Raw genomic sequence first — 12,510 nt, 5'->3', positions numbered from 1 at the left:
GGCGTGGGGGTGGTGGGGGCGTTTGTGGTGCGTGAGGTGTTCGGGACGGCTGCGACTGGAGTGTCGGCTGATGGAGCTGATGGGGCTGATGAAGCTGGTGGCATGCACACAGCATAGATACAACACGTATGCGTTGGGCAGAGTGGTCCGGAATGCGGGACGGGTGGGGGCGGGAGGGGGCCGGGCGGCCCTGGTGGACGGGCGCCCGGGCTGCTCGCCCTCGCCCGTCTCGCACAGGCGCCCCGGCCGCCCGGTGCTTCAGTGCTGGTGGGCCGCCAGCGCCCCGTCGCGAGCCGCCGTCTCCCCGTCGTGGTCCGACAGCTCCTGGCTGCGGTCCCTCGCGTACGCCCAGATCAGGTGCCGTACGCGGGGAGCGGTGCCCGGCCGGGTCAGGCCGCGGGCCCGCAGCTCCAGCTCCTGGTCCTCCTTGGTGCCGCGCTCCAGGTGCTGGCGCAGGTGCTCGCGCTCGGAGACGACGGTGAAGGTCTCCAGGAAGACCGTCGGGTCCTCCATGTCCTCGTACAGGCCCCAGATGGTCGCGCCGGTACGCCGCCGCGCCTGCCCCACCGGCCGCATGGCCTGGATGAACGCCTCCGCGTTGGCCCGTTCCACCTGCCATTCCACGATGACCAGCACGGGCCCGAGGTTCCGGCCCGGCGTCTGCATGCTCTCCGGCTCGGGCCAGTGCTGGACGTGCTCCACGTCGATGTGCCCGGCGGGCAGCGGCATCGTCCGCATGCCCGCGACCGTCGTCAGCGCCAGCCCGACGCCCGCGATCACGAACGCGCTCTGTACGCCGAACCAGTCGGCCACCAGGCCCCAGCCCACCCCGCCCAGCGCCTGGCCGCCCATGAAGACCAGCTGGTAGTAGGCGAGCGCGCGGGTGCGTGCCCATACGGGGAGCAGGATCTGCGCCGAGGCGGAGAGGGTGGACAGTACGGCCACCCAGGCCAGGCCCGAGACGATCAGGGCCAGCGCGGCCACGATCGACGAGTGCACCAGGCCGATCACCGCCATGGTCGCCGCGTACAGCACCATGGCGACGGTGACCAGGCCGTTCGTCGTCGTACGGGGCCGTACGGCGGGCAGCGCCAGCGCCCCGGCCACCGCGCCCACCCCGACACAGCCCAGCAGCAGCCCGTACCCCCCGGCGCTCATGCCCAGCGGGCCGCGCGCGATCGCCGGGAGCAGCGCCCACAGCCCGCCCGCGAACAGCATGAAGAGCCCGGAGCGGCCGAGTACGGCACCGAACTCGGGCGCCCTGCGGACGTAGCGTGCGCCCGCGCGGATCGCGCCCCGAACGTGCTCCGAGCCCAGCGGCCGGTGCGTGGCGGGCCGCCGCCAGGCGTAGAGCACGACCAGCACGCCCAGGAAGGACAGCGCGTTGATCCCGAAGGTGGCCGCCGGGCCCGCCGCGGAGATGAGCAGGCCGCCCAGGGCCGGTCCGGCGGCCCGTGCGACGTTGCCGTTGGCGCTGTTGAGCAGGGCCGCCTGCGGGATCTCCTCCTTGCTGACCAGCTCGGGCTGGATGGCCTGGAAGGAGGAGATGCAGAACGCCTCGCCCACCCCCATCAGGGCGGTGAGCAGGAGCAGCAGGGTCGGGGTCACCTGGTCGGCGCCGGTGACCGCGGCCAGCCCGGCCGCTCCGAGGAACATCAGCAGCTGCCCGCCGAGGAGCAGCCGCCGCTGGTCGAGGATGTCGCCCAGCGCGCCGGCCGGCACCACCAGCGCGAAGACCGGCAGTGTGGTGGCCGTCTGGACGAGGGCCACCTCCAGCGGACCGCCGCCGAGGTCGCCCATCAGCCACTGGGCGCCGACCGTCTGCATCCAGGTGCCCATGTTGGCCGCCAGCTGGGCCGTCCACAGCGCCCGGAACATCCGGCGGCGCATGGGGGCCCATGCTGACGGTTCCGTGGGCATCGCCTCCGGGGGGCCCGGGGGGACTCCGCCCGGGGGCGGCTCGTCCAGCGCGGGGGGCTGTTTCACGTGAAACGCTCTTCTCGCTGTGGGACCGACTGCTGTGTCCCTGTGTCCGTACCCGCGGCGAGTGGCAAATGGTCCCCTACGTCCCGAAGTTCACCGGTCTGGGAGAGGGGGCGGCGGCTCCGGAGGGAGCCTGCGGACGGCGGCTCTCGGTGCCGACTCCGGAGCGGCCCTTCGAACGGCGGCTCCTGGTTCCGGCTCCGCGCCGCCGCGGTCACCGGCCGCCGGGCCGAGCCGTCCCCCGACGGCCGACGCGGGCAGCCGGGTGCCGATGCTGCGGTAGCGGACGGACAGCTCGCCCATCCGCTCCGGGCTGAGGCAGTTCTTGCCGTCGATGATCAACCGCGGCTCGTAGAGCAGGGCGGCCAGCGCCCGCCAGTCCGCCTCGATGGCCTGCGGCCACTCGGTCAGCACCACGACGGCGTGCGCGCCCTCGACCGCCTCCGTAAGGCCCTCCGCCGCACGGGCGCCGGGGAACAGCCCGGTGATCGTGTCCGCTTCGGTGCCCGGGTCCCACACCCGCACCCGCGCGCCCTGGCCGAGCAGCGCCGGGATCACCGTACGGCTGGGCGCCGCGCGCAGATCGTCGCTCCAGGGCTCGTACCGTACGCCGAGCACCGCGATCTCCGCGTCCGCCAGGCCGTCGGCGGGCCCGCCGCCGAGTTCGGCGCGCAGCATCTGGATGGCCAGTCCGAACTGGGCGTCATTGACGGCGATGGTGGCGCGCAGCAGCGGGGTCGCCAGGCCCTCGGTGCTCGCCCAGTGGGCCAGCGCGTTGGTGTCCTTGGGCAGGCAGGAGTCGCCGTACCCGAGGCCGGGCTGGAGGAAGGCGTGGCCGATCCGGGGGTCGAAGCCGACGCCCAGCATCACATGGTCGATGTCGATGTCCGGGCCGCAGCACATCCCGGCCACCTCGTTCGCGAAGCTGATCTTCGTGGCGAGGAAGGCGTTGCTCGCATACTTGATCATCTCTGCGCCGGAGGGCGTCGTCTCGACCCAGGGCGCGGCCACCCCCGCGTACAGCTCGCGCAGCGCCCGCAGCCCGCCCTCGTGCCAGGTGCCGGCCACGATCCGGGCGGGGACGGCCCAGTCCTCCAGCGCGCTGCCCTGGTTGAGGAACTCCGGGTTGTACGCGAAGCGTTCGCGCAGCCGCGGGTAGGCCTCGGCGAGCATGGCGCTGGTGCCGGGCGGCACGGTGGACTTGAGCACCACGCAGGGCGCGGGCAGCAGTTGCAGGACCTCGTTCAGTACGGGGGTCACCTGCGTCAGATCGGCGGAGCCGTCCGGCGCGGGCGGTGTCCCGACGGTGACGAGGACGATGTCGAACGGCGTCCGACGGTGGTTCTCGGTGACGGACCGGGCGAAGCGGAGCCGCCCGGTGGCCTGTGCGGCCGTCAGCTGCTCCGGCAGCCCCGGCTCGAAGACCGGCGCCCGTCCCGCCTCCAGGACGCGCAGCCGGTCCGGATCCTGTTCGATCCCGGTGACGTGATGCCCTTGATGGGCCAGGGCGACCGCTCCGGTCAAGCCCACGTATCCCTGTCCTATGACCGCGACTCGCATCCCAAATCAGCCCCTTCGGTCCTGCTGATTTGTTGCGCCCCGCCAGTGGATTCCCCCGTGCGACGAGGCAATTGTTCCCAGTGTGCGAGGTGCGGTGCGGGTGCGCAGCCGGAGTGGGCCTCCGTAGCGGAAAAGGCGTGCGGGACGGCCTTATGGAGCCATTCCGCACGCCTTTTCCGGTACTGGCCGGAGAGGCCGTTACCCGTGACCGGTCAACGCTTCCAGCGCGTGTCGAGGGACACCAGGCGGTCCTTGCCGCAGTTCCCGGCGAATGTCCACGAGCCACGGCCGACCCAGGCTCCGTGCTGGGCGTAGGTCTTCTTTTTCTTGGCGTTGTAGCACTCGGTCTCGGAGCGCGCCTTACCGCTCCACACGATGCAGGACGCGGACCACTTGTGCTTGTCGCTCTTCCAGGCGCCGCAGGCGTAGTCGTTGGACTTCGCGCTGGCAGGCGTGGCCGTACCGAGCAGCATGCCGCCGACGAACACCGCGGCGGTGGCGATGCCGGCCACCCGGCCGCGCTTCCCCGTAATGCGCATTGCTGAATCCCCGTTTCCGTCCGGCGGAGCCAGACGTGCATAACCGAACCAGACGTACATAACCGAAGGGGCACGCAAGGGAATTGCGCACCCGCGAGCCCGCGCGGACACTGCGCGAGCACCACGCCATCATCCCACAGCGGCACGACAGAGTAGACACTGTCTACGCGCCACTGGTAGACAGTGTCTATGGACAACGCGAACGCGGCCGGAACGCCGGAGCAGGAAGACGGCGGCCTGCGCTCCCGCCTGGTCACCGTCGGGGCCGAACTGGTCGCTGCCGAAGGGGTGCAGGCGCTGACCCTGCGCGAGATCGCGCGCCGCGCCGGCGTCTCGCACGGGGCGCCGCGCCGCTATTTCCCTACGCATCTCTCGCTGCTGTCCGCCATCGCACGGCAGGGATTCGGCGAGCTGTCGGACCACCTGGCCGCAGCCGTACAAGAGAAGTCCGCCGAGGAGTCCGCCGCCGAGTCGGACCCCCGCGCCCAACTCCGCACCCTCGCCCGGGCCTACCTCGACTTCGCCCGTACGCACCCCGGCATGTACGAGCTGATGTTCCGCCACGACCTGCTGGAGAGCGGCCATCTCGGCTTGCGCGAGACCAGCCTGCCGATGTTCACCGCCCTCGTCGGCCTGGTCGCCCAAGTACGCACCCGACCGGAGGCCGAAGCACGCGTCGTAGCGGGCGCTCTGTGGGCAAACCTGCACGGCACCGCCCAGCTGTGGGGCTGGGGCAGCCTCCAGCTCGCCACCGGCGCCGACGACGTTGAACCTCTCCTCCATGCCGCGCTCGACGCCCACCTGGGCCAGGCGCCCCGGTGACCCCGCGCCGCCTCCAGCACCTCACACTCATCAGCAGCATCACCGGAGCGGTGATCGTCGCCCTGGACGGCACGGTGCTGACCGTCGTGCAGCCCGCCCTCCAACGCGATCTGCACGCCTCGTTCGTGCAGGTCCAGTGGGCGGGCACCGGCTACCTGATCGCCGTGGCCAGCCTGCTCGTCTTCGCGGGCCGCCTCGGCGACCGGTACGGCCACCGGCAGGTCTTCGCCGCCGGAGTGCTCGGCTTCGCCCTCACCTCGGCGGGCATCGGGCTGGCCACCGACATCCGCTGGCTCATCGGTCTGCGCGTCGCCCAGGGGGTGTGCGGCGCACTGCTGCAACCGGCCACGCTGGGCATGCTGCGGGCCGCCTATCCGCCCGACCGGATCAGTACGCCGATCGCGGTGCGGACGAGCGCGATCGGGCTGGCCGCCGCAGCCGGGCCGGTCCTCGGCGGCGCGCTCGCCGCTCAACTGGGCTGGCGTGCGGTCTTCTTCCTCAACGTCGTGCCCGCGCTGGCCGCGTGCGGCCTGGCTGCCACCGTACGGATGCCGAAGCGTACGGAGGCCCCCTCCCCCGCCGTACGGATGCCGAAGCGTACGGGAGCCCCCTCCCCCACCGTACGGCTGGACCTGCCCGGCGCGTTCCTGCTCGCCGTAGCGCTGAGCGGCCTGGTGCACACGCTCGTCGGGCTGCCGGAGGGCGGCTGGTCACCGGCCATCGCGCTCGGGCTCGCCACCGCCGTCGTGGCGGGCGCCGTCTTCGTATGGCACGAGCGGCGCACCCCCGGCCCGCTGATCCCGCCGGACGTGCTGCGCGCCCCAGGCGTCACCCCCGCGCTCGGCATCCTGGTCACCGCGACGGCGGCCATGTTCGGCGCCCTGTTCCTCTGCACGTACTACCTCCAGGACGTCCTCGCGCTGGACCCGTTCCGGGCCGGGCTGGAGACCCTTCCGCTCGCCGTAATGATGGTGGTGTGCGCCCCGGTCTCGGCGACGGTGCAGCGGCGGCTGGGCACGCGCCGTACCACGACGTGCGGGGCGGCGCTTCTTGCCGCCGGCGTCCTCCTGATGTCCCAACTGGACCAGGCCTCGGGCACCGTGGCCATCGGCGGCTGTTTCTTCCTGCTGGGCGCCGGATTCGGCACGGTGATGGTCACCGCGACGGCCGTGATCGTCCGCCAGGCCCCCGCGCACACCGCCGGGGTGGCGGGCGGACTCCAGCAGACGGCCATGAACATCGGGCCGGCGGTAGGGGTGGCCGCGGCGACGATGCTGATGACGGCGTGCGCGGGGGCGGGTGCCTCGCCCTCCGCGTCCGCTCCGCCCTCCGCATCCACCCCGCCCTCGGCCTTCGTCTCGGCGATGGGCCCCACGCTGGGGGTCCTCGCGGGGGTGGCGGCCGTCGGCGTACTCCTGGCGCTTCGGCTGCCGGGGCGTACGGAAGCGGACAGGGTGGCCGTCAGGCCGCCGCCACGCCTGCCCCACTCCGCTCCATGAGCCACCCGCGGTACCAGTCGACGGTCGCGCCGATGCCCGCGCGCAGCGGCATCGGCGCCATACCGAAGCGCTGCTCGAACGCGTCCGAGACCATCGTCTGCCCCTCGGTGTGCTGGTAGAACAGCTCGGCGTACTCCGCCATGAAGGTTTCGTCGAACGGCCCCCAGGCGCGCGGCTCCGTCAGCACCTCGGTCCCGAACGCCGTCCCGGCGCACTCCCGCACCAGGTCCAGCACCTCACGCACGGTCGGCGCCGGGGCCGTCGGCAGGTGCCAGGCCCGCCCGTATTCGTTCGGCTCCTGACCGAGGCGGGCCAGGCCACGGGCCACGTCCCCGATGTACGTGAAGCTGTGCGGCAGGTCCAGATCGCCGATGGCCATGACCGTGCCCCCGGTCAGGGCAGGCGGGAACGTCGTCGCGCCGAGCGTCGAGTTGAGGACGCGCGGCCCGTAGAAGTCGGCGGCGCGGGCCAGCACGACCGGCAGCCGCCCCGCCTCGTGGGCCGCCAGGTACGCCTCATCCAGCTCCGCCCGCATCCGGCCCTTGCGGGAGGTGGCCCGCCATGGGGAGTCCTCGGTCAGGGGCTCGCCGCCGGAGGGACCGTACGGGTACAGGGTGTCCATGACCACCAGCCGCGCGCCCGCCGCCGCCACGGCCTCCACGATCACCTTCTGGAGCGCGGGCATCACCTCGACCTGAAGTTCATAGGCGACATTTACGCAGTGGTAGACCACCTCGGCGCCCCGCACCGCCTCCCGCGCGGCATCCGGTGATCCGAGGTCGGCGGCGACGGCCTCGGCGCCGGGCAGCACGGTGCGGCCCGTCCGGTCGACGGTCCGTACGCGAAAACCCTGGCGCAGCAGCACCTGCGCCAGCGTGAGCCCGGCGGGGCCGGTGCCGAGGACGACGTGCAGCGGGCGGGAGGGCTTGGCAGGCATGGCGGAACCTCTTCCTCGTAGAAACGCGGCGACACGGAGCACGCCCCACAGAGGCACGCCCCGCAACTGCCCATCACTATAGCTACAGCCTCTAACCAAATCTACAAGCGATACTCTCTCCCTGCAGAACCCTTGGAGACCCCGCCGCCCGTCATCGCTGGAGCCGCCCCATGCCACCGTCCGCACCCGACGCCGCCCAGACGCCGCGCCAGCGCTACCGGGCCCAGGTCCAGCAGGAGGTCAAGCAGGCCGCGCTGGCGCAGATCGCGGCCGGCGGCATCGAGGCGCTGAGCATCAACGCCATCGCCAAGACCCTCGGCATGTCGGGCCCGGCCCTCTACAAGTACTTCCGCAACCGCGACGACCTGCTCACGGCACTCATCAGCGATGGCTACGAGGACGCCGCCGAGGCCATCCGCACGGCGGCGCACCGGACCGCCGACCGGTCACCCCGCGACCGGCTGCTCGCGCTCGCCCACGCGTACCGGGACTGGGCCCTGGCCCAGCCGCACCGGTACCTGCTCCTCGCGGGCACGCCCGCCATGGCGTACGAGGCCCCCGCCCACACCACGGACAGCGCCCGCGCGGTCATGGGCCCGTTCGTGGCCGTCCTGGCCGAGGGCGGGCCGTGGCCGGCGGCGGCACCGCTGTACGACGAGGTACGCGCCTGGGTCACGGGCACCCCCGGCGTCGCCGAGTGGATCGCCGCCTACGCTCCGGAGACCACCGACCCGGTTCCCGCCCTCGCCGCCTCCGTCCTCGCCTGGGCCCGCATGCACGGCATCGTCAGCCTCGAAGTCCAGGGCAACTTCAAGGGCATGGGCCACAACGCGGGCACCCTCCTGGACCTTGAGATGGGCGCGCTGGCCGATGCGGTGGGGCTGGCTGCCGGCGGCTGACCTCACAGGAGAGGGCCCTGGCGACGCCGGTCGCCAGGGCCCTCCTCCCGGACGCGGCCGCCCTACCGCGCGGCCCCCTTCTTGCAGGCAGGCACCGAGTACTTGTTCTTCACGTGCAGCGACTCCAGCCGCGTCCGGCAGATGTCGAGCGAGTACGCCGACCCCTCTCCGTCCTCCGCGATCGAGCAGGCCTTGGCGGCTTCGCCGCCGACGGGCACGTTGTAGCCCTTGTGCCGCAGGTACTGCTGGCAGTCCCACGACCACGCCTGCGCCGGACTCGCCACCACGAGCGGCAGCACCCCCGCGGCTACCGCCCCACTCGCGGCCACCGAAATCCGCCGCACCCACTTGTTCCGCATCACACGTTCCTTTCGACACTGATTCGTGCCGGGCGCGCCTGCCCAGGTAGGGGGTGGGGTATGCCGGTCACCGGGCCAACCGCCGCCGCACACTACGCACGGCCTCCTGGTTCAGGGCAACATGAGATCGGGAAGTCGATGGTGGACCAGTCGCTGCCCGCTGCCGTCGACGTGAAGCCGGAAGGCCGCCGGTGGGGGTTTGCCCGCCTGGTCGTAGGCGTCGATGACTGCTTCGATGCGGTCCCAGAGCCGGGCAGGTCCCTTCTGCTGCACCTTCCAGCCCAAGTCGTGCGGGGTGAGGACGGCGGTTGACCCGGTGACGGTGTCGATCAGGTACGTCCGGTTGCCGAGCATGGTCATCTGGGCGGAAGGCGCCGTGCTCTGGGCGAGGAAGCGCAGGTGGAAGGCTTCTGTGGTGGCGGCGGTGATGCGCTCGGGAGCGTGTCGGAGTTCGCGTGCGTCCTCGGGCATGGCGGCGGCCCAGTGTGCGGGGTTGCCGAAAGCGGGGGCGGCGTGGGTGCGAGCGCTCATGAAGCTGACCGTGCCATTGAGGAGCGGGCCTTCGGCCGTGCCATCCTCGGCAACGGTCAGCAGGACGCGGGCGTATCCGTAGAGCCAGCCGCTGAGGGTGAGCAGGATCTTGCCGCCGGGACGCGTCTGGGCAATGAGGGCGGGCGGGACGGTGCGGAAGGAGCAGGCGGCCACGATGCGGTCGAAAGGCGCTTCGGGCCAGTAGCCGTACAGTCCGTCGGCCACGGCGAGGGTGGGCGTGTAGCCGCCGTTGTTGAGGGCCGTGGCGGCTTGGTTCAGGCGGTGGGCGTCGACCTCGATGGAGGTGACGGCGTCCGATCCGATGTACGCGCAGGCCAGGGCGGTGGAGTAGCCGGTGCCGGTGCCGATTTCCAAGACCCTGTGGCCGGGGCATACATCGGCGTCGGCCCACATGCGCACCACCAGGGACGGCAGGGTGGAAGAGGAGGTCGGGGCGCCGCCGTGCCGTACAGCGGGATCTTTCCAGTCGGGTTCCTCGCCGTCGAACTGGGTGATCAGGGTGGTGTCCGAGTACGCGGCGGTCAGCCAGCGGGCAGGGTCGCGGTCGGCGGTGACCGGCTCCCAGAGGGGGAGCCCGTCCGCGTCGCGCTCGTCGGCCGGCAGGTAGAAACCGGGCACGAAGAGGTGCCGGGGAACGGTACGAACGGCGTCGAGCCACCCCGGAGCGTTCACGTCGGCGTCCATGAGCGTCTGGGCCAGCTCCCGGCGGCGTTGGGCAGCGTCGTGATCGAGGTCGGTCTCCCACGTCATGACGATGCAGCTCCTTGCTGGAGGAGGTCGGCGAGGGCCGTGACAATTTGGTCGGCGTCCGGCAGCCAACCGAACTGGCCGTTCGGGTTGCACTCGTAGACCGTCCAGTGCCCAGGATGTGCGGCATCGCCGGTCAGGGCGAAGTCGAAGCACCCGAATTCCAGGTTGAACGATCTCAGGTAGGCGCGCAGCGTGGCGGCGATGGGGCCCGGCACGGGGGTCGGGGCGTACGTCAGGGCCTCGGGTGGGCAGCGGCGCCAATCCAGTACGCCCTCGGGGGCAGTGATCGTCTGGGCGAACAGACGGTCACCGACCACGGTCACCCGTACGTTGCCGACGCTGGGCACCTCGGCCTGGAAGAGGTGCGCGGTCACCGCGATGGAGTCGTCGAAGGTGCCGGGGTCGACGGGCTGCGCCCAGATGGCGCCGGTGTAGCCGTCCTCCGTGGGCGGCAGGCCCCGGAAGGTCTTGTAGATGATCCGGCCGTGCTCAGCGGCGAACTCCGCAGCTTGCGCGGCATCGTTGGTGATCAGGGTCGGGGGAATGGTCAGGCCCAGCTCGGCGAAGCGCTGCAACTGGGCGGGCTTGAAGTCCGCGCGGGCAATAGCGGCAGGGTGGCTGACGTACCGGACACCGCGCAGCGCGTAAAGGAGCCCTCCGAGTCCGTACCGGGCCTCGGCGGCGGAGAAGTCGCGCTGTTGCGGGGGCAGGTGCGCGAATCGGTCCTGGTAGGGGGTGGGGCGGCGGTAGTAGACCGCCGTCACCTCGTCCAGCTCCACTTCCCTGACCGGCGTACGCAACGCGCCACTCCATACGGGCCGGGCGCCCTCGCCGACCCGCGCCGCGAACGACAGGCCGGCGCCGATGTCCGCCGGGTCGACGCGGACGACCGGTACACCTCGTCCGTTCAGCGCCGCGATGACCCAGTCCGCGGTGATGTCCTCCAGCGAGGTGATGACCAGCACGGTGGAGGCCACCGGTCAGTCCGACTCGTAGTCGGTGGTGTTGTCGTCCTGGACCTGCGGCGTCGGCTCCTGGCCGTCTCCGCCTCCCGAGAACGTCGCCGTGCCGGTGGTCTTGTTGGTGCCGTGCCTCGCCAACTCCACCACTCGGCCGTTCGCGTCGGTGTACACGGCAGTCTGAGTGCGCTCGTCCAGGTGCACCGATGTATACGGTGGCGGCCCTGCCGGGTGGCGATCAGTGACCAGACGCAAGGCCCATGGGGCTACGGATGTCATACGAATGCCCTTCCTCGCTACGGGGTGGAGTGCGCTCACTCACCCGCCCATCGATTACGGCGGCACGGAACGTCAGCCACTCACGGTCCCCGAAGAGCAAGGCCGGGCCCGACGGGAACTTGGAGTCCCGCACCGCGACAAGGGTGGGCACGTTCGTCGCAACCTCGATGCAGTCCTGTCCTGGGTGACCGCCGCTGTGGGTTGACTTGACGTAACGGAATACGTCCGGAGCCACGTGGGTCATATCTGCCCGTCGATCACGGCGGACCGGAACGCCAGCCACTCGCGGTCACCGAACAGCAGGACCGGGCCCGCCGCAGCCTTGGAGTCGCGGACGGCCACGACGGTGGGCACGTTGGTCGCCACCTCGACGCACTCACCGCCGGCGGGGCTGCTGTGACTTGACTTGGTGAAGCGGAATGCGTTCACGATTTACAGCTCCTTGCGCAAATTATCGATGAAATTCACTGATTCGTCAGGTGTGAGGCTCAGCTCGGCAGTGCGGTCGAACGATTCCCGGTACAGGGCACTGTCATTCTCATGCTCGACCCAGACTGTCGACGTGGTCCCATCGAGGTGGACCACGTCCACCGCACCGGGCTCGGCGAACGTCACGATGTTGAAGGGGCTCGTCAGACAGGGGTGAACGCCAGCGGCATACGGCAGGATTTGCAGCGTCACATTGGGCAACATGGCCACATCGAGCAACCTGCCCAACTGATTGCGCATGATCCCGGAGCCGCCCACCAGTTGACGGAGCGCTGCTTCCCAGACCACTGCGTGCACCTGCAGAGGCCGCTCGCTGGTCAGCCTTGCCTGCCTGCGCATCCTGATCTCGACGGAACGCTCGACCGCGTCCGGCCCGTGCCAGGCCTCGAGGAGAGCCCGGGCGTACTCAGCGGTCTGGAACAGCCCGGGGACCAGCGACAACTGCCAATTACGGACCAGGCTCGCCACATCCTCCAAGGCGATGTACTCGGCCAGCGCCCCGGCGTTCGGTGAATGGCGCCACCACCCCTTCGCCCTCCGCCGCTCCCGGTCCAGCTTCGCCAATCCCAGAAGGCGCGCCACCGTTTCGGCGTCGTCCGTCTCGTACAGATGGCAGAGCGCGCGGATATCCGGGTCCCGCATGGGAACCAAGCCCCGCTCCAGCTTCGCCACCTTCGGCACCGAAGCGGTCAGCGCCTCCGCCGCCTGGGCCTGGCGCATGCTCCTGGCCTCCCGCATGCGGAGAAGTTCACCCCCCAGCCTGCGGCCCAGCACCGTTGAAACCGAGGTACCGCGTTCAGGTCGCTCGCCCGTCATCTCCCAACCCCTCACGTCGAGTTGGCCGAACTACTGTCCGTAAAAGTTTCTGCATCCGCAACTTGCC

The 12,510-nt window shown here is 71.1% G+C and carries 14 protein-coding genes; 3 read left to right on the top strand and 11 right to left on the bottom strand.

Annotated elements, in window-relative coordinates:
* Positions 1-258: 258 nt before the first annotated feature.
* The 3 genes from IH45_RS0134635 to IH45_RS0134625 all read right to left on the bottom strand — a co-directional run bounded on the left by IH45_RS0134635 (position 259) and on the right by IH45_RS0134625 (position 4,082).
* Positions 259-1,920 (bottom strand): MFS transporter, encoded by a 1,662-nt coding sequence (locus IH45_RS0134635; protein WP_267885171.1) that lies wholly within the window; start codon positions 1,918-1,920, stop codon positions 259-261.
* A gap of 156 nt (positions 1,921-2,076) precedes the next feature.
* Positions 2,077-3,543, bottom strand: coding sequence for a UDP-glucose dehydrogenase family protein (locus tag IH45_RS0134630; RefSeq protein WP_032918821.1), 1,467 nt, complete (start codon positions 3,541-3,543; stop codon positions 2,077-2,079).
* 212 nt (positions 3,544-3,755) lie between these two features.
* Positions 3,756-4,082 carry a hypothetical protein gene (locus IH45_RS0134625; protein ID WP_030677947.1) on the bottom strand — a complete coding sequence of 109 codons (327 nt, stop codon included), beginning with the start codon at positions 4,080-4,082 and terminating at the stop codon, positions 3,756-3,758.
* A gap of 189 nt (positions 4,083-4,271) precedes the next feature.
* Between IH45_RS0134625 and IH45_RS0134620 the strand changes: the two genes are divergently transcribed.
* Together IH45_RS0134620 and IH45_RS0134615 are read left to right on the top strand one after the other, a co-directional pair.
* Positions 4,272-4,904 carry a TetR/AcrR family transcriptional regulator gene (locus IH45_RS0134620; RefSeq protein WP_030677944.1) on the top strand — a complete coding sequence of 211 codons (633 nt, stop codon included), beginning with the start codon at positions 4,272-4,274 and terminating at the stop codon, positions 4,902-4,904.
* A complete protein-coding gene (locus IH45_RS0134615; protein WP_030677941.1) occupies positions 4,901-6,403 on the top strand; it encodes an MFS transporter in 1,503 nt (500 codons plus the stop codon). The genes IH45_RS0134620 and IH45_RS0134615 overlap by 4 nt, the downstream gene beginning before the upstream one ends.
* Here the strand turns inward: IH45_RS0134615 and IH45_RS0134610 are convergent.
* A complete protein-coding gene (locus IH45_RS0134610; RefSeq protein WP_030677938.1) occupies positions 6,366-7,340 on the bottom strand; it encodes an NAD-dependent epimerase/dehydratase family protein in 975 nt (324 codons plus the stop codon). The two genes, IH45_RS0134615 and IH45_RS0134610, sit on opposite strands and share 38 nt — an antisense overlap.
* Positions 7,341-7,510: 170 nt before the next feature.
* Here IH45_RS0134610 and IH45_RS0134605 point away from each other — a divergent pair, with 170 nt between their 5' ends.
* Complete coding sequence (locus IH45_RS0134605) at positions 7,511-8,239, top strand: TetR/AcrR family transcriptional regulator (protein ID WP_030677936.1); 729 nt, start codon at positions 7,511-7,513, stop codon at positions 8,237-8,239.
* A 62-nt stretch (positions 8,240-8,301) separates the two neighbouring features.
* On the opposite strand, the gene IH45_RS0134600 is transcribed toward IH45_RS0134605, so the two are convergent.
* The 7 genes from IH45_RS0134600 to IH45_RS0134575 all read right to left on the bottom strand — a co-directional run bounded on the left by IH45_RS0134600 (position 8,302) and on the right by IH45_RS0134575 (position 12,443).
* Positions 8,302-8,598, bottom strand: coding sequence for a hypothetical protein (locus IH45_RS0134600; protein ID WP_030677933.1), 297 nt, complete (start codon positions 8,596-8,598; stop codon positions 8,302-8,304).
* A 111-nt stretch (positions 8,599-8,709) separates the two neighbouring features.
* On the bottom strand, positions 8,710-9,900 hold the full coding sequence (gene tgmC, locus IH45_RS0134595) for an ATP-grasp peptide maturase system methyltransferase (RefSeq protein ID WP_030677930.1): 1,191 nt from the start codon (positions 9,898-9,900) through the stop codon (positions 8,710-8,712).
* Positions 9,897-10,877: an ATP-grasp ribosomal peptide maturase gene (gene tgmB / locus IH45_RS0134590; RefSeq protein ID WP_030677928.1), complete on the bottom strand. Its 981-nt coding sequence runs from the start codon at positions 10,875-10,877 to the stop codon at positions 9,897-9,899. The genes tgmC and tgmB overlap by 4 nt, the downstream gene beginning before the upstream one ends.
* Positions 10,878-10,880: 3 nt before the next feature.
* The gene (gene tgmA / locus IH45_RS0134585; RefSeq protein ID WP_030677925.1) at positions 10,881-11,138 is read right to left on the bottom strand and encodes a putative ATP-grasp-modified RiPP; all 258 of its coding nucleotides are present in this window, start codon (positions 11,136-11,138) and stop codon (positions 10,881-10,883) included.
* Entirely contained in the window at positions 11,098-11,382 is a 285-nt protein-coding gene (locus IH45_RS1000000150335; protein WP_078897921.1) for a DUF397 domain-containing protein, read from the bottom strand. The genes tgmA and IH45_RS1000000150335 overlap by 41 nt, the downstream gene beginning before the upstream one ends.
* Positions 11,379-11,567 (bottom strand): DUF397 domain-containing protein, encoded by a 189-nt coding sequence (locus IH45_RS0134580; RefSeq protein WP_030677922.1) that lies wholly within the window; start codon positions 11,565-11,567, stop codon positions 11,379-11,381. Before IH45_RS0134580 ends, IH45_RS1000000150335 begins: the two co-directional genes overlap by 4 nt.
* Before the next feature lie 3 nt (positions 11,568-11,570).
* Positions 11,571-12,443 carry a helix-turn-helix domain-containing protein gene (locus IH45_RS0134575; protein ID WP_030677919.1) on the bottom strand — a complete coding sequence of 291 codons (873 nt, stop codon included), beginning with the start codon at positions 12,441-12,443 and terminating at the stop codon, positions 11,571-11,573.
* Positions 12,444-12,510 lie beyond the last annotated feature (67 nt).

Source organism: Streptomyces rimosus subsp. rimosus (genome assembly GCF_000720725.1).
GTDB lineage: Bacteria > Actinomycetota > Actinomycetes > Streptomycetales > Streptomycetaceae > Streptomyces > Streptomyces rimosus_A.
This window is presented reverse-complemented; position numbering and strand designations above follow the sequence as displayed.

Bases quoted from the DNA above. Each gene is read 5' to 3' on its own strand.
- IH45_RS0134635 (WP_267885171.1), bottom strand. From the start codon at position 1,920: ATGCCCACGGAACCGTCAGCATGGGCCCCCATGCGCCGCCGGATGTTC.
- IH45_RS0134630 (WP_032918821.1), bottom strand. From the start codon at position 3,543: ATGCGAGTCGCGGTCATAGGACAGGGATACGTGGGCTTGACCGGAGCG.
- IH45_RS0134625 (WP_030677947.1), bottom strand. From the start codon at position 4,082: ATGCGCATTACGGGGAAGCGCGGCCGGGTGGCCGGCATCGCCACCGCC.
- IH45_RS0134620 (WP_030677944.1), top strand. From the start codon at position 4,272: ATGGACAACGCGAACGCGGCCGGAACGCCGGAGCAGGAAGACGGCGGC.
- IH45_RS0134610 (WP_030677938.1), bottom strand. From the start codon at position 7,340: ATGCCTGCCAAGCCCTCCCGCCCGCTGCACGTCGTCCTCGGCACCGGC.
- IH45_RS0134605 (WP_030677936.1), top strand. From the start codon at position 7,511: ATGCCACCGTCCGCACCCGACGCCGCCCAGACGCCGCGCCAGCGCTAC.
- IH45_RS0134600 (WP_030677933.1), bottom strand. From the start codon at position 8,598: ATGCGGAACAAGTGGGTGCGGCGGATTTCGGTGGCCGCGAGTGGGGCG.
- tgmC (WP_030677930.1), bottom strand. From the start codon at position 9,900: ATGACGTGGGAGACCGACCTCGATCACGACGCTGCCCAACGCCGCCGG.
- tgmA (WP_030677925.1), bottom strand. From the start codon at position 11,138: ATGACATCCGTAGCCCCATGGGCCTTGCGTCTGGTCACTGATCGCCAC.
- IH45_RS1000000150335 (WP_078897921.1), bottom strand. From the start codon at position 11,382: ATGACCCACGTGGCTCCGGACGTATTCCGTTACGTCAAGTCAACCCAC.
- IH45_RS0134575 (WP_030677919.1), bottom strand. From the start codon at position 12,443: ATGACGGGCGAGCGACCTGAACGCGGTACCTCGGTTTCAACGGTGCTG.